Here is a 14,824-nt window from a genome sequence, read left to right as displayed (position 1 = left end):
CGGCCTCAGTCCTGCGGGAACTCCGCACCGAGCGCCGAGAGCACGCCGAAGGCCTTGGTCCGGATCTCCTCGTACTCCTCCTGCGGCGATGAATCCGCCGTAATCGCGCCGCCCACGCCGAGGCTGAGTCCGGTGCCGCCTCCGGTCTGCCCGCTCAGCACCAGGGTCCGGATCGCGACGGCCAGGTCGGTGGCGCCGTTTAGTGAGAAGTAGCCGATCGCGCCGGAGTAGACGCCGCGGGGCGCGCCCTCGAGCCGGTCCAGGATGGCCATGGTGCTGACCTTCGGGGCGCCGGTCATGGAGCCCGCGGGGAAGCAGGCCGCGACGGCCTCGGCCCGGGGCATGCCGGGCCGGAGCCTGGCATCGATCGTGCTCACCATCTGGTGGACCGTGGCGTAGCTTTCGATCGCGCAGAGCCGGCTGACCGACACCGAGCCGGGCACGGCGAAATGGCTGAGATCGTTGCGGAGCAGGTCAACGATCATGATGTTCTCGGCACGGTCCTTCGGGGAGGATTCGAGTTCCTGCCGTAGCCGTTCGTCCTGCACGGGGTCCGCGTCCCGGTGCCGGGTGCCCTTGATCGGCTCGGCGCGCATCCCGCCGTCGGCCGCGATCCGCAGGAACCGTTCGGGCGAGGTGCTGGCCACGGTGAGGTCTCCGAAGCGCAGGTAGCTGGCGAATGGGGCCGGATTCCGCCGGCGGAGCGCCAGGTAGGCCTGCCGCGGGTCCAGCGCCGAGCTGGGCAGCTCCGCCGTCAGGGCTGTGGTCAGGCAGACCTCGTAGGTGTTGCCCTCGGCAATCTCGAACTGGGCCTCGGTGATCTTTGACTTGTAGGCCACTTCCGAGTCCCGTGCGGTGAAGTCCAGCGGGGCGGCGCCGGCGCCGGCGCCGCCGCTGACTCCGTCCAGCCCGGATGCAGCGTGCCCGGGTGCCGCCAAGGCAGCGGCCGCGCGGGCCCTTTCGAGCCAGTCCCCGGCGTCCGCGGCGTCCAGGGTGAGCAGCCAGACGGTGCGCTCCACATGGTCCAGCACCACGGCGCGGCCGGCGAACAGCAGGCAGGCGTCGGGGGATTCGGCCCTCACATCACTGCCGCCGGTCTCGCGTTTAAGTTCGTAGCCGAGGTAGCCGAGCCAGCCCAGGATGAACTCACAGGGGTAGCCCTCGGGCCCGCGGAGGGCGCGCCGGCCCCAGACCCCGTCGAGCCAGCGGAAGAAGGGGCCCTCGGTCCGGACACTGGCGTTGCCGATGCTCACCCGGGTGCTGCCCGAACTGTGCCGGACCGACTGGCCGAAGGGGCCGCCGTCGTCCGCCAGGATGCTGAAGCGGCTCCGTTCCGCCGCGGCGTTGCCCTCCGGCGCCAGTGAGGAGTCGAGCCAGACGGCATTGGCCGAGCTGCCGAAGAGGGACTCGAACAGCCGGGCAGGGTCCGGGGCGCCGTCGATCCGTTCGGCGCGGAGTTCGAGGCCGCGGCGGGCGGCAAGCTCAGGGACCAGCACCGGGGAAAGCGCCGGGAGGTACTGGAGTGCCTGGAGCACTTCCGCCGGGGCGGCGCCGTCGGCAAGGTTGTGCACCAGGACGTCGGCATGGGACGGGACGTCGTCCTGGGCCAGCCACTCCTGCTCCTGCGCGGCCCACTCATCCCAGTAGGGTTCATAGCTGTCGCCGTCCCGGGCCAGGGCCCTGCTGCGCCGGTCCTGTTCGGGGGAATCGGCCCAGATGACTGCCGACAGGTAGGGGCGGGCTGCCTCAGCGGCCGCGCCCACGCCTTCCACCAGGACGATCTCGGCGGGGAGGGTGGTGCGGGTGTCGCCGTCGTAGTGCGCGTTCCAGTCCCAGCTGACCCACTCGGCCGGTTCGCCGCGGTGCAACGGGGCCAGGACGGTCGACGCGTAGCGCTCAATGCCGGCCGCGAGCCCGTTCCAGCCGGGGTAGATGTCCTCAAGGTGGAAGAGCGACACCTTGTGGTGCTCGCGGAGCCGTGCCGCCAGTTCGATCGCCAGGGTGGTCTTGCCGGCGCCGGAGCGTCCGTCGATGGCGATGATGACGGGTGCGGGACTCATGAAATAGAGCGTAGCGGCTGCTGTGCATTGGGTTGATCACTGCCGGGATGCTGCCTGTTCGGCTGGCGGCGCATTGCGAGCTCCGTCCGGATGTGGGCCACGATCCCGGGGAGCGCCGCGTGGATCAGGTTCCAGGTGACGTCGAAGTCCGCGTGGCCGCCGTACCAGGGGTCTTCGATGCCCTGGTCGAGGGGGTCCTTGCCCGCGACGGCCGGATCGAAGCTGCGCAGCATCCTGATTTTGGACAGGGACTCGCGGTCCGGTGCCGCCTGCTGCAGCCAGCCGAAGTGGTCCACGTCCAGGGCCAGGATGAGATCGCGGCTCCGGAACCAGTCTGCCCGCCATTCGCGCGCCACATGACGGTCCGAGGGGATGCTGTGGGCGGTGAGCTTGCGGGCGGCGCGCGGGTCAATCGGCCGGCCCACCTCATAGGCCGTGATTCCTGCCGAATCCACGACGGCGCCGGCCAGGCCCTCGGCTGCGATGGCCTCCGCGAGCATCAGTTCGGCCATCGGCGACCGGCAGATGTTCCCGGTGCAGACCGTGATGATCCGGTACTGGCTCGACATTGAGGTCATAGTGCAAGCATGAATCATGCTGGTCCTCTTGGCTAGTTGCCCGGCGGCGGGTATTACAAAGCTAGTCACACTTGTATTCCGCACTGTCATGTGCGGGTCTGCGGCCTGCCGGGCGCCCGCCGGCCGCGGGCGTCAACGCGGGAGGTCCGTCAGTGGATCAGGGCCAGCATGACGCCGACGGCCATGAACAGTACGCCGAACGTCTGGTTGAGGATCCGCTGCCCGCGGGCATCGTGCGTGAAGCGCTGGAAGGACTTGGCCGCGGCCGCGAAGAATAACCACATGACCAGGATGTCGATCACCACCACGGTGGCGGCCAGGATCAGGTACTGCGGCAGGAGCGGGTCCCCCGGGCGGATGAACTGCGGCATAAAGGCCAGGAAGAACACGATGGCCTTGGGGTTCAGCAGGTTGACCCACAGGCCGCGGCGGAACATGGAGGCGGCCGGCTCGTTGCGCAGTGCTGCGGCCTTTTCCTGGTCCAGGTCGGGCTTGTGCCGGAACTGCTGGATGCCCAGATAGACCAGGTACGCCGCGCCGGCGTAGCGGATCACGTTGAACGCAACCGGCGAGCTGGCCACCAGGACTCCGACGCCCAGGGCCACGATCACGACGTGCACGATCAGTGCGGCCTGCTGGCCGAGGATTCCCCAGATGGAGCGCCGGAAACCGGAGTTCAGCGAGTTGCTCATGGTGTTGATGGCGCCCGCGCCGGGCGTGAAGCTGATCAGGACGCCGGCGCCCGCCAGGGCCAGCCACAGGGAGGGTTGCACTGATCCAGCTTACGGCCGCGGACGGGCCCGCCCGGCCGCAGCTTCACAACGCCGTCACACACCGTGTGCTGCCGGCCGTCGGGAGGCCGCAGGGCGCTTGACTCTCCCCCTCAGCTGCGGCGCAGGCCGTAGCTCAGAATCATGTTGCCCTTGCTGGTCTGCTGGGATGACTGCAGCTCAAGCCGCGTCAGGGGATCGCCGTCGTTGAAGAGCCGCCGGCCACTGCCGGCCACCACAGGATGGACGATCAGCATCAGGCTGTCCAAGAGCCCGGCGAAGAACAGTTGGCGGACCAACGAGATGCTACTGAAAACGCCGATATCGCCGCCGTCGCCTTCCTTCAGGCCCGCGACGAAATCCTCCAGCGGCCCCGCGATCAGTTGCGAGTTCTGCCACGCCAGATCGCCGGTCAGGGTGCGGGACGCCACATATTTGGGCAGCGGATTGATGAACGCGCCGAAGTCGGCGTCGGCTTCTGCGTTCGGCCAGTACTCCGCCCATTGCTGGTACCCAACGCGGCCCAGGAGCCCTGTATCGATCCGGCCCATCATCTCGTTCATCCCCGCGCCGAGTTCCTCATCGAAGCTGTCGAATTGCCAAAGGAAAGGGTCTTCCACCACGCCGTCCACGGAACTGAAAAGTCCGGCCGTCACGTTGCGCATGCTTCCTCCTCGTCACAGTGTGTCTGAGTGCACCCTAGCGGCAGATCCGCCGGCGGGGAATGGCTGTCGTATACCCGCTCCCGTCTCCCTGTCCGCCGGCGGCCCGCGGGTGGAGACAGCGCGGGCGCGGGACGCTACGATGCTCTCAACCGCGGCATCAGCGCTGCAGCCAGGCTTGGGGGAGTCGATGGACAGGATTGTCGGAACAATGGTTGCCGGTGCCGTCCTGCTGACCGCGTCGTCCTGCGCGCTGCCGGGGGCCGAACAGCCGTCCGCAGCCGCCACCCAGGCCGCCGCCACGGCAGCCGCAACGCCCGGGACTGCAGTCACGCCGTTCCTGCCGGATCCCGGAAGCACCGCGGGCCCGGCCGCCGCGGCCCTGCCCGAAGCGAAGTTCGCCAACCCCGACTACTACGCCATGCCCGGCCAGACCATCAACTTCGACGTCTCGGAATCGCTGCCCCGCGGGGTCAACATCGCGCAGTACGAATGGGACTTCGACGGCGACGGCGGCATTGACCAGGCGGGGCCGATCCCCGTGGCGACCCACAGCTACCCCGCGGCATTCGAGGGCACCGCGACGGTGCGGATCACCCATGCCGCCGGAGGATTGTCGACGGCATCAACCGGAGTCCACATCGGGCGCGGGCCCCGGGACGGGCTCCCCGTGGCCCCCGTCAACGTGAGCGTTCTGGTGACCGCCCACTCAGATGGCATCAGCATCGTCCAGGTCTCCTGGGAACCAGGCGGGCTGGAGCCCTACCGCTGGGGTGTCGCCGTGGACGGCATTCCTGCGGGGGTCGTGGAAGGCAAGGCGCGAACCGCGACCATAACGGATGTCCGCCGGACCAGGGACTTGGAAATCGGTGTGGTGGGCTTCACCGAGAACCAGGCCATGGGGACCCTCGCCAGCGTGATTCTTCCCGCGCTGAGCGAATAGGCGCCGCGCTCCGGCACCGAATCAGGCCCTGGCGATGACTTCGCCGTTGGGGATCAGGAACCAGCCGTCGTCCGTGGAGCCCCACCGGTGCCAGCCCGCGGAGATCCGGGCCAGATCGGCGGCATTGGCGAAGCCGTACTCGAGCGCCTGGTCCGCGAAGGCCGAATGCAGCACCCGTTCGCCCCACACCCGTGCCTGCCAGCGGCGCTGCTGGCCGGTGGCGTAGAGCCAGTTGCTGCTGGACGGTGCGACGTCGGTGAAACCGGCGGACTGCGCCCAGGACACCAGGCGGCGGCCGGCGTCGGGCTCTGCCCCGTTGCGGCGGGCGATCCGCTGGTACAGCTCCATCCACTCATCCAGCTCGGGGACGGCCGGGAACCAGCTCATGCCGTGGAAATCGGCGTCGCGCACCGCCACGATCCCGCCGGGTTTGGCGACGCGGCGCATTTCCCGCAGGGCAGCGACCGGGTCGGTGAGGTGCTGCAGCACCTGGTGGGCGTGGACGACGTCGAACGTTTCATCCTCGAAGTCGAGGTCGTAGATATTTCCGGCGACAAACTCGACGTTCTGCACGCCGCGCTCGGCTGCAAGGGCAGCCGCCTGGCCGATCACGTCCGGCGAGCGGTCCAGCCCGGTGACCTTCCCGGGGGAGACGAGCCCGGCGAAGTCGCAGGTGATGCTGCCGGGGCCGCAGCCGACGTCGAGCACCGAGACCCCCGGGGTCAGGTGCGGGATCACAAACGCCGCGGAGTTCTCCGCCGTCCGCGAGGCGTGGGCGCGGACCACGGACTCGTGGTGGCCGTGGCTGTACACATCTTCAGGCTGCTGCGCACTCATAATGAAACGCTACCGCCGCGGGCCGGAAAATCCGCGAAAGCCGGGGACCGCAGTTGGGAAGCAGTTGGAAAGCAGCCGGGAAGACGGCAGGATTTCGCGCGTGCCCGTCAGTTTTGCCGCTTCTTCCCCGGGCCGTTCCGCGGATGATTAGAGGAGTGAACATCAACAGCAGCAAGCAGGCAGGGCTCGGCCTGTTCCGTGCCACCGGGATCTATGTCGGGGCGATCCTGGGGTCCGGCATCCTGGTCCTCCCGGCGATCGCCGCCAAGGAAGCCGGGCCGGCGTCGCTCCTGGCCTGGACCCTGCTGCTCGTGTTCTGCACACCGGTGGCCTTCAGCTTCGCGGAGATGAGCCGGCAGCAGCCCGACGCCGGCGGGATCGCCCACTTCGTGACGCGCGCCTACGGGCGCCGCGCCTCGGCCGCGGCCGGCTACCTCTTCTACTTCGCCATTCCGTTCGGCGCTCCGGCGACGGCCGTCATCGGCGGCAACTACATCGCCCACGCCCTGGGCGGCGGACGCGCGACGGCGTTGGTGGCAGCCGCTCTGCTGCTGGCCGCCGCGTTCGCGAGCAACGCCGTCGGGATCCGGATGTCCAGCGGCATCCAGCTGGTGCTGATGGTGCTGCTGGTCGGGCTGCTGGCGTTGGCGGTCGCCCTCGCCGCGCCGTTCGCCAAGGCGGAGAACTTCGAGCCGTTCGCCCCGCACGGCTACTGGGCCGTGGGCGGGGTGGCCAGCCTGCTCTTCTTCTGCTTCGCAGGCTGGGAGGCGGTCACACATCTCGCCGGCGAATTCCGCCACCCGGAAAGGGACCTCAGGCGGGCCACGTGGCTCACCCTGATTGTGGTCGGCGTGGTGTACATCGGCGTCGTCGCGGCCTCGATCGCCGTTCTGGGCCCGGCTCTCCCCGGAAGCGACGTGCCGATCGCGCAACTGCTCGAAAAAGGACTGGGCGGACTCGCCGCCCCGCTGACAGCCATTGCCGCCGCGGTGCTGACCTTCGGCCCGATTAACACCTTCGTGGCCGGTGCCAGCCGGCTGGGTGCGAGCCTCGCGTCCGACGGCGTGCTGCCGCGGTCCCTCGCGCGGGGCGCCGGGCCGGGCCGGGTGCCCGCGGCCAGCCTTGGACTGCTGGCGGCGATGACGTTCCTGTCCTTCGGGGCGGCCGTGGCCGGACTGAGCAACATGCAGTTCCAGATCGCGGCGGCGTCGGCGTGTTTCACCGCAGTGACGGCGTTCGGCCTGGTTGCCGGGATCCGTTTGCTGCCTGCGGGGACGACGGCCTGGTACGGCGTTATTGTGGCCGCCGTTGTCATGCTGGCCGTGCTGCTCTTCAGCGGCTGGGCTCTTGTGGTCCCGCTGGGCCTGGCCGCGGGGGCGTTGTGGGCGGCCCGCCCGGCCCGTACGGCGGGTTCGCCGGGCCGGAGGCCGGCGGGCTGGAGCATACTGCCGGCGCGGCGACCGAAAACGGCAGCTACCGCGGGTCAGCTGCTGGAGGCGGTACCGGCTGCTGCGCCGCCTCCTGCCCGGCCCTGACTGTCGCGTCGATCATCGAGGTCATGAACCGCGTGGCGATCTCCAGTTCCTCCGGAGTGAACTGGGCCATTGCGGCGTCCATATGGCGGGCCAGCGGCATGAACATGGCGCTTCCGTCGCGGTATGCCTTGGGGGTCATCCGGAGCTGGACCTGGCGGCGGTCCGTGCCCTGCCGTTCGCGGACCACGTGCCCGGAGTTGTACAGCCGGTCCACCAGCGCCGTCGTGGCGGGCGAGCTGAGATGGAGTTCCTTGCGGAGCACCCCCGGCGTGACGATCTGGTTCCGCGCGGTGTGCTGCATGATCACGGCCAGTGCGTTGAGGTCCGTGCGGTGCATGTCATTGCGTCCGCCGGCTGAATCCACGTAGCGGTTGGCCTCGAGGCTGAACTCCTGAAGCAGGCGGACCAGCGGCGGCGGACCGGAGGAATCGGGGCGCCCCGAGGAATCAGCTGTCACGGTGCACCTCCCCTCTTCCGTTGGCCGGTCCGCAGTTGCTCCGAGGACAGCGCCCTCCGGAGTTTACTTCAGCAGGCGACGCATCGGACCGGACCGGAATGATTCCCAACTTTTTGGATTCCATGGTTTATCTCCATCGTGGAGATAGTCTATGATTGAGTCAATTCTACTCCTCCGAGGAACGCACGAGAAGGATCCATGAAAACCACCCCACTGCACAGTGCCCGTGTCCCCTTTTGGCTGCGCTGGCTGGTTCCGGTCCTGCTCGTCGTCACCTGGCTGGCCATCGCCGGAATCGGCGGACCCACCTTCGGCCGGCTGGACGAGGTCTCCTCGAACGACCAGGCGTCCTTCCTGCCGGCCGGGGCCGAAGCCACTGCGGCCCAGGACTGGCAGGCCAAGTTCCGCGACTCCAACGAGATTCCCGCCGTCATCGTCATCGAAAGCGACTCCGCCTTCACCCCTGCCCAGCTCGGCGAGGCGGCAGCCCTCAAGGGCAACCTGGAGGCCGTCGGCGCCGGAAGTACCGTCGTCGGCCCCATCCCGTCAGAGGATGCCAAAGCCGTGCAGTTTGTGGTCCCGATCGATTCGGCCGGCGAAGTCAAGGTAACGGTGAAGGAACTGCGCGAGGCGGTGCAGGAATCGGCGCCGGAGGGCATGCAGACCTTCGTCACCGGCCCGGCCGGGCTCACCGCGGACCTCGTTAGTGCCTTCGCCGGGATCGACGGCATCCTGCTGCTGGTGGCCCTCGGCGCGGTGTTCCTGATCCTGCTGATCGTCTACCGCTCGCTGCTGCTGCCGATCGCCGTTTTGTTCACCTCGGTCTTCGCCCTCTGCGCCGCCATCCTGCTGGTCTTCGGCATGGCCAAACTGGGGTGGATCCAGCTCAACGGCCAGAGCCAGGGCATTCTGTCCATCCTGGTGATCGGCGCCGCCACGGACTACGCGCTGCTCTATGTGGCGCGCTTCCGTGAGGCCCTGACGCACAACACCAACCGCACGGCCGCCGCGCTCACCGCGTGGAAAAACTCGTGGGAACCCATCGCAGCCTCCGGGGCCACGGTCATCATCGCCCTGCTGTGCCTGCTGTTCTCCGACCTCAACTCCAACAAGGCCCTCGGCCCGGTGGCGGCCGCGGGCATCCTGTGCTCGCTCTTCGCCGCACTGACCCTGCTCCCGGCGCTGATGGCGCTGCTGGGCCGCGCCGCGTTCTGGCCGTTCCGCCCCAAGCTGCTCCCGGAGACCGGACGCGAGCCCGATCTCGTCACCGGCCTCGAGGGGCAGAAGGGTGTGTGGCGGGCCACCGGTTCCCTGGTTTCCCGCCGGCCCCGGACCGTCTGGATCGCCTCCGTGCTGCTGCTCCTCGTCGCCTCGGCCGGCGTCCTGCAGCTCAAAGCCAACGGCGTCCCGCAGACGGACGTCATCCTCACCGCCTCCAACGCCGTCGACGGCCAGAAGGCCCTGGCCCGGCACTTCGACGCCGGTTCCGGCAGCCCCGCCGTGATCGTCGCCGACGAGGCCAATGCCCAGGCCGTGCTGGCGAAGACCCAGGCGACCGGCGGCGTCGGGGACGCCTACCTGCTGGCCGAGGGCGGCGCGCCGATCATGGCGGGTGCCACGGCTGCCCCTGGCGCCCCCGCCCCCGCGTCTCCCGCAGTGCGCGACGGCAAGGTGCTGATCAACGCAACACTGAATTTCGCGGCGGACTCCAACGAGGCCGAAAACGTTGTTGTGGACCTCCGCCGGGATCTGAAGAAGATCGACGCCGGCGCACTCGTCGGCGGCGTGACCGCGACAGCCCTGGACACGAACACCACCGCCCAGCGTGACCTCGTCACCATCATTCCGGTGGTCCTCGCCGTCATCCTCGTGATCCTTATGCTGCTGCTGCGCTCGGTGCTCGCGCCGGTCCTGCTGGTCGCCTCCGTGGTCCTGTCCTACGGCGCCGCCATGGGTGTCTCCGCCTTCGTGTTCAATAACGTCTTCGGATTCCCGGGCGCCGATGCCACGGTTCCGCTGTTCGGCTTCGTCTTCCTCGTCGCACTGGGCGTGGACTACAACATCTTCCTGATGAGCCGGGTCCGGGAGGAATCTTTGAAGCACGGCACCCGGCCCGGCATCCTGCGCGGTCTCGGCGTCACGGGCGGGGTGATCACCTCCGCTGGCGTGGTGCTCGCGGCCACCTTCGCGGCCCTGGGCGTTATCCCCATCATGTTCCTGGTGCAGCTCGCGTTCATCGTGGCCTTCGGGGTGCTGCTGGACACCGTCCTGGTCCGCTCCCTGCTGGTCCCCGCCCTGGCCTACGACATCGGGCCGCGGATCTGGTGGCCGGGCAAGCTGGGACGCCCCGAGGCGGACGCCGCCGCCCGCACCCTGCCCGCCGCCCCGGAGCCGGAGCCCGCAGAGGCCGGGAGCCGCTAAACGGAACGCCGCTGGCCGAACCCCGCCCGTCGGGACTCAGACCGCAGCCGCCGTCACCGTGCCTGGTCCCCCCACCAGGCAACCGTGGCGGCGGCTGCATCCGTCAGCGGGGTCGGCGCCACGCCCAGGGCGGACTGGCTCGCAGTCGAATCCATCACGAACGGGCGCTCGAACTGGTACAGCGTCTCGGCGATTTCCCGCATGTCAGGGGAGAACACCGTCATCGCCTTCAGCGCCCATCCCGGTATCGCCGAGACACGCGGGGCCCGGGCGCCGGCTGCCCTGGCGAATGCCCCCGCAAGCTCGCGCTGGGTCAGCGCAGGTCCGGTAGGCGCATGCCACACCCGGTTCCAGGTGTTCGGCTTGTCCGCCGCGGCGATCATGGCGGCCGCGAGGTCGGGAACGTACGTGAAGGAATGCGGCTGGTCCGCCCGGCCGACCACCTGCATTGGCTTGCCGGCCGTGACGGGACGGACCATGCGCTCGCCGGCGTGCGACATGCGGACCCGCGGCCCGAAGAAATCGCCCGCCACCACGCTCACGGTGTCCGTTGCGGACGCCGCCCGGGCCTTCAGCAGCGCGGTGCGGACACCACGCTTGCCGCCCTGCGCCTCGCGCGGACCCTCCTCGGTCATCGGCCGGTCAGGCTCGCTGTACGAGTACAGGCTCTCAGGGAAGACGACGACGGCGCCCGCCTCGCCGGCCGCGGCCAGCACAGCCTGCTCGGCGCCGGGCAGTTCCGCCGCCCAGGCCTTCGCGCTGTACCTGGAACCGTGGATGCAGTGGAACACGGCAGTGGCGCCGCGAAACAGCCCGCCGAGCTGCGCCGCGTCGGACACATCCACGGCCCTCTTCTCGATGAGCGGGTGCTCCGGCCCGCTGCCGGAACGGGTGAGCACACGCACCCGGCGGCCCGCAGCGGCGAGCTGCTCGGCAACCGTCCAGCCAACCGGCCCGGCTCCGGTGACCACAAACAAAGCCGGGGGCGGGGCCTCCGGGGACTCGGGCTGGGACACTGTGTGCTTCCTTTCGTTGGATTCGCCGCTCCGTGAGAGCAGCGCTCTCTGAAACAGGATGCGTCCGCCGTTGAAGAAAGTCAAGAGCAGTGCTCACATTTGTTGACACTGCTCTGTTTTGTGGAATGCTGGAGCCGTGCCACAGACCACCAGCGCCCCTTCGGAGAAGCCGCCCACACCCCGCGAGCGGGCCCGGGCCCGGACCATTGAGGACATTGTGCGCCTCGGCCGGGAGCACCTGGCCCTGCATGGGGCCGCAGCACTGTCGCTGCGCGCCGTGGCCAGGGATCTCGGCGTCGTCTCCTCCGCGGTCTACCGGTATGTGGAGAACCGCGAAGAGCTGCTGACCCTGCTGCTCGTCGATGCGTACAACGAACTCGGCGACGAGGTGGACGCCGCCGTGGCCAGCCTGCCCGCGGACGATTTTGCCGGCCGGTTCAGCGCCCTGGGAGGCGCGGTGCGGCGTTGGGCCCTGCGCGAACCGGCCCGCTACGGGCTCCTTTTCGGCAGTCCCGTGCCCGGCTACCGGGCGCCTGCCGAGCGGACTACCGGCCCGGGCACGCGGGTCATCTACGCGCTCATGGCGCTCCTCGACGGAGCCTTCCGCGCCGGCCGGCTGACCGCGCCCGGCGGTCCGGCTGCCGTCGCCGCACCGCTGGCCGCCGACCTGGAGCACATCCGGGCCGGGATGGGACTAGCCGTGCCGGACAGCCTGCTGGCGCGCGGCGCGCTCGTCTGGACCTCGCTGTTCGGCGCCATCAGCTTCGAGGTCTTCGGCCAGTACGGCGCGGACACCTTCGCTGCCCCGGATGAACTCTTCGCCCATCACATGGCCGCGCTGGCGGACCTCGCAGGTCTTGGCCCCTCGGCGGGCGCTTCCGGCGGGCGGGCTGCCGTCCAGCCGGCGTAGCGTCACGGATGTAGTTCCCTTTCCCCCTGCGCCCCCTGTTGCCTCCCGGCGGCGCTCGATAGACTGCCACTGCGCCTGCCTGGGCGCGCCGAAGCTTCCAGGAGGGATCCCACCATGTCCGAAAACAACGAGTTTGACCGCAAGCCAGTAGAGCCCGAAGCAGAGGCCGCCGAAGGCCAGTACGTCGAGGGGGACTACGGCACCGCGGGCGCTGCCGGGGAGAATCCGGCTGAGGCCGCCGAGGGCGAATACGCCACCGGAGACTATGGTTCGGCGGGCGTCGCCGGCACCACCGCCGTCGGCGCCGAAGAAGGCGACTACCCCGAGGGTGACTACGGGGCGGCAGGTGGCACCCGCCCGACGCCGGCCGCCGGCGAAGAGGGGGAGTATCCCGAAGGCGACTACGGCGCCGCCGGCGCCCGGACGGCCAGTGGCCGTGCCGCCGAAACTGCCCCCGCAAGGGACGAGACTGACGGCGAGGAGGGCCGCGGCGAACGCTAGGCGGCGGCTTCGCGCACAGCGAACAGCGCGGCCTCGGTGCCGGGGCTGTCCGGGCGCGCCCCGGAATTCCGGGGAAACCTGCCCCTGAAGAGTCCTTCTGTCGTGCCAAAAACATCAAGTTGAGCGCCCTGCGCTCAACTTTGAATTGACTTTGAAACGGCCCTGAGTAAAGTTGAGTGCAGATCGCTCAATAAGGCTCGGGTCCGGCGAATCGATACGTCGCGGGCCGCAGCCATCCCAGCAAGTTTCCAAGGAAAGAAGGAAGCAACACATGTCACGTGCAGTAGGTATTGACCTCGGAACAACCAACTCCGTCGTCTCCGTTCTCGAAGGCGGCGAGCCCACCGTCATTGCCAACGCCGAGGGTGGCCGCACCACGCCGTCGGTTGTTGCGTTCTCCAAGTCCGGCGAAGTGCTGGTCGGCGAGATCGCCAAGCGCCAGGCCGTCAACAACATTGACCGCACCATCGCTTCCGTCAAGCGCCACATGGGCACCGAGTGGTCCGTCGCAATTGACGACAAGAAGTACACGGCGCAGGAAATCTCCGCCCGTATCCTCATGAAGCTCAAGAACGACGCCGAGTCGTACCTCGGTGAAAAGGTCACGGACGCCGTGATCACCGTTCCCGCGTACTTCAACGACGCCGAGCGCCAGGCCACCAAGGAGGCCGGCGAAATCGCGGGCCTGAAGGTCCTGCGCATCGTCAATGAGCCCACCGCGGCCGCACTGGCCTACGGCCTGGACAAGGGCAAGGAAGACGAACTCATCCTCGTCTTCGACCTCGGCGGCGGAACTTTCGACGTCTCCCTCCTCGAAGTGGGCAAGGACGAAGACAACTTCTCCACCATCCAGGTCCGCTCCACTGCCGGCGACAACCGCCTCGGCGGCGACGACTGGGACCAGCGCGTGGTCAACTACCTGCTGAACCAGCTCAAGGTCAAGGGCATCGACCTGTCCAAGGACAAGATCGCCCTGCAGCGCCTGCGTGAGGCAGCCGAGCAGGCCAAGAAGGAACTCTCCTCCTCCACCAGCACTAATGTCTCCCTCCAGTACCTCTCCGTCACCCCCGACGGCCCGGTGCACCTGGACGAGCAGCTGACCCGCGCCAAGTTCCAGGACCTCACCAAGGACCTCCTCGAGCGCACCAAGAAGCCGTTCCACGACGTCATCAAGGAAGCCGGCATCCAGCTTTCCCAGATCGACCACATCGTGCTCGTCGGCGGTTCCACCCGTATGCCGGCCGTCTATGACCTGGTCAAGGAACTCGCCGGCGGCAAGGAGCCGAACAAGGGCGTGAACCCGGATGAGGTCGTCGCCGTCGGCGCCGCACTGCAGGCCGGTGTCCTGAAGGGCGAGCGCAAGGACGTTCTCCTGATCGACGTCACCCCGCTCTCCCTCGGCATCGAAACCAAGGGCGGCATCATGACGCACCTGATCGAGCGCAACACGGCCATCCCGACCAAGCGCTCCGAGACCTTCACCACGGCGGATGACAACCAGCCGTCCGTGGCCATCCAGGTCTTCCAGGGCGAACGTGAGTTCACCCGCGACAACAAGCCGCTGGGCACGTTCGAGCTGACCGGTATCGCTCCGGCCCCGCGCGGCGTCCCGCAGGTCGAGGTCACCTTCGACATCGACGCCAACGGCATTGTGCACGTGTCCGCCAAGGACAAGGGCACCGGCAAGGAACAGTCCATGACCATCACGGGCGGTTCCAGCCTCTCCAAGGAAGACATTGACCGCATGGTCAAGGACGCCGAGGAGCACGCAGCAGAGGACAAGGCCCGCCGCGAGGCAGCCGACACCCGCAACACCGCCGAGCAGCTCGCCTACTCCGTGGACAAGCTGATCGCCGACAACGCCGACAAGCTGCCGGAAGAGGTCAAGACCGAGGTTCAGGCCGACGTCGACGCCCTCAAGGCAGCACTCGAAGGCACTGATGACGCCGCCGTGAAGACCGCGTTTGAGAAGCTGCAGGCTTCCCAGGGCAAGCTCGGCGAGGCCATCTACGCCCAGGCAGGGTCCCCGGACGGCGCCACCGGCGCCCAGGGTGCACCGGCCGGCGAGCCGGCAGCCGGCACCGACGAGGACATCGTCGACGCCGAGATCGTTGACGAAGACGAGAAGAAGTAG

General features: G+C 68.7%; 13 protein-coding genes. 6 read left to right on the top strand and 7 right to left on the bottom strand.

Features of this window, described 5'->3' with window-relative positions:
- Nucleotides 1-5: 5 nt before the first annotated feature.
- The 4 genes from pabB to LDO13_RS16760 form a co-directional block, all read right to left on the bottom strand.
- Nucleotides 6-2,060: an aminodeoxychorismate synthase component I gene (gene pabB, locus LDO13_RS16775; protein WP_224047806.1), complete on the bottom strand. Its 2,055-nt coding sequence runs from the start codon at nucleotides 2,058-2,060 to the stop codon at nucleotides 6-8.
- Nucleotides 2,057-2,638 (bottom strand): low molecular weight protein-tyrosine-phosphatase, encoded by a 582-nt coding sequence (locus LDO13_RS16770; protein WP_224047805.1) that lies wholly within the window; start codon nucleotides 2,636-2,638, stop codon nucleotides 2,057-2,059. Before LDO13_RS16770 ends, pabB begins: the two co-directional genes overlap by 4 nt.
- Nucleotides 2,639-2,787: 149 nt before the next feature.
- A complete protein-coding gene (locus tag LDO13_RS16765) occupies nucleotides 2,788-3,411 on the bottom strand; it encodes a LysE family transporter (RefSeq protein ID WP_224047804.1) in 624 nt (207 codons plus the stop codon).
- 110 nt (nucleotides 3,412-3,521) lie between these two features.
- Nucleotides 3,522-4,073 (bottom strand): dihydrofolate reductase family protein, encoded by a 552-nt coding sequence (locus tag LDO13_RS16760; protein WP_224047803.1) that lies wholly within the window; start codon nucleotides 4,071-4,073, stop codon nucleotides 3,522-3,524.
- A 187-nt stretch (nucleotides 4,074-4,260) separates the two neighbouring features.
- Here LDO13_RS16760 and LDO13_RS16755 point away from each other — a divergent pair, with 187 nt between their 5' ends.
- Nucleotides 4,261-5,013, top strand: coding sequence for a PKD domain-containing protein (locus LDO13_RS16755; protein ID WP_224047802.1), 753 nt, complete (start codon nucleotides 4,261-4,263; stop codon nucleotides 5,011-5,013).
- Nucleotides 5,014-5,034: 21 nt separating this feature from the next.
- Here LDO13_RS16755 and LDO13_RS16750 read toward each other — a convergent pair whose 3' ends face one another.
- Nucleotides 5,035-5,850 carry a methyltransferase domain-containing protein gene (locus LDO13_RS16750; protein ID WP_224047801.1) on the bottom strand — a complete coding sequence of 272 codons (816 nt, stop codon included), beginning with the start codon at nucleotides 5,848-5,850 and terminating at the stop codon, nucleotides 5,035-5,037.
- Between the two features lie 155 nt (nucleotides 5,851-6,005).
- On the opposite strand from LDO13_RS16750, the gene LDO13_RS16745 reads away from it, so the two are divergent.
- Nucleotides 6,006-7,385: an amino acid permease gene (locus LDO13_RS16745; protein WP_224047800.1), complete on the top strand. Its 1,380-nt coding sequence runs from the start codon at nucleotides 6,006-6,008 to the stop codon at nucleotides 7,383-7,385.
- On the opposite strand, the gene LDO13_RS16740 is transcribed toward LDO13_RS16745, so the two are convergent.
- Nucleotides 7,324-7,842: a MarR family winged helix-turn-helix transcriptional regulator gene (locus LDO13_RS16740; protein ID WP_224047799.1), complete on the bottom strand. Its 519-nt coding sequence runs from the start codon at nucleotides 7,840-7,842 to the stop codon at nucleotides 7,324-7,326. The two genes, LDO13_RS16745 and LDO13_RS16740, sit on opposite strands and share 62 nt — an antisense overlap.
- A gap of 198 nt (nucleotides 7,843-8,040) precedes the next feature.
- Between LDO13_RS16740 and LDO13_RS16735 the strand changes: the two genes are divergently transcribed.
- A complete protein-coding gene (locus LDO13_RS16735) occupies nucleotides 8,041-10,263 on the top strand; it encodes an MMPL family transporter (protein ID WP_224047798.1) in 2,223 nt (740 codons plus the stop codon).
- Between the two features lie 53 nt (nucleotides 10,264-10,316).
- Here LDO13_RS16735 and LDO13_RS16730 read toward each other — a convergent pair whose 3' ends face one another.
- Complete coding sequence (locus LDO13_RS16730) at nucleotides 10,317-11,240, bottom strand: NAD-dependent epimerase/dehydratase family protein (protein ID WP_224049821.1); 924 nt, start codon at nucleotides 11,238-11,240, stop codon at nucleotides 10,317-10,319.
- Nucleotides 11,241-11,415: 175 nt separating this feature from the next.
- Between LDO13_RS16730 and LDO13_RS16725 the strand changes: the two genes are divergently transcribed.
- The 3 genes from LDO13_RS16725 (at nucleotide 11,416) to dnaK (ending at nucleotide 14,824) form a co-directional block, all read left to right on the top strand.
- On the top strand, nucleotides 11,416-12,189 hold the full coding sequence (locus LDO13_RS16725) for a TetR/AcrR family transcriptional regulator (RefSeq protein ID WP_224047797.1): 774 nt from the start codon (nucleotides 11,416-11,418) through the stop codon (nucleotides 12,187-12,189).
- A gap of 114 nt (nucleotides 12,190-12,303) precedes the next feature.
- On the top strand, nucleotides 12,304-12,690 hold the full coding sequence (locus LDO13_RS16720; protein ID WP_224047796.1) for a hypothetical protein: 387 nt from the start codon (nucleotides 12,304-12,306) through the stop codon (nucleotides 12,688-12,690).
- Nucleotides 12,691-12,961: 271 nt separating this feature from the next.
- A complete protein-coding gene (dnaK, locus tag LDO13_RS16715; protein ID WP_224047795.1) occupies nucleotides 12,962-14,824 on the top strand; it encodes a molecular chaperone DnaK in 1,863 nt (620 codons plus the stop codon).

The organism is Arthrobacter sp. NicSoilB4, assembly GCF_019977335.1.
Classification (GTDB): domain Bacteria; phylum Actinomycetota; class Actinomycetes; order Actinomycetales; family Micrococcaceae; genus Arthrobacter.
This window is presented reverse-complemented; position numbering and strand designations above follow the sequence as displayed.

Coding starts and splice junctions, on each gene's coding strand:
- dnaK (WP_224047795.1), top strand. CDS start 12,962: ATGTCACGTGCAGTAGGTATTGACCTCGGAACAACCAACTCCGTCGTC.
- pabB (WP_224047806.1), bottom strand. CDS start 2,060: ATGAGTCCCGCACCCGTCATCATCGCCATCGACGGACGCTCCGGCGCC.
- LDO13_RS16750 (WP_224047801.1), bottom strand. CDS start 5,850: ATGAGTGCGCAGCAGCCTGAAGATGTGTACAGCCACGGCCACCACGAG.
- LDO13_RS16760 (WP_224047803.1), bottom strand. CDS start 4,073: ATGCGCAACGTGACGGCCGGACTTTTCAGTTCCGTGGACGGCGTGGTG.
- LDO13_RS16770 (WP_224047805.1), bottom strand. CDS start 2,638: ATGACCTCAATGTCGAGCCAGTACCGGATCATCACGGTCTGCACCGGG.
- LDO13_RS16755 (WP_224047802.1), top strand. CDS start 4,261: ATGGACAGGATTGTCGGAACAATGGTTGCCGGTGCCGTCCTGCTGACC.
- LDO13_RS16735 (WP_224047798.1), top strand. CDS start 8,041: ATGAAAACCACCCCACTGCACAGTGCCCGTGTCCCCTTTTGGCTGCGC.
- LDO13_RS16720 (WP_224047796.1), top strand. CDS start 12,304: ATGTCCGAAAACAACGAGTTTGACCGCAAGCCAGTAGAGCCCGAAGCA.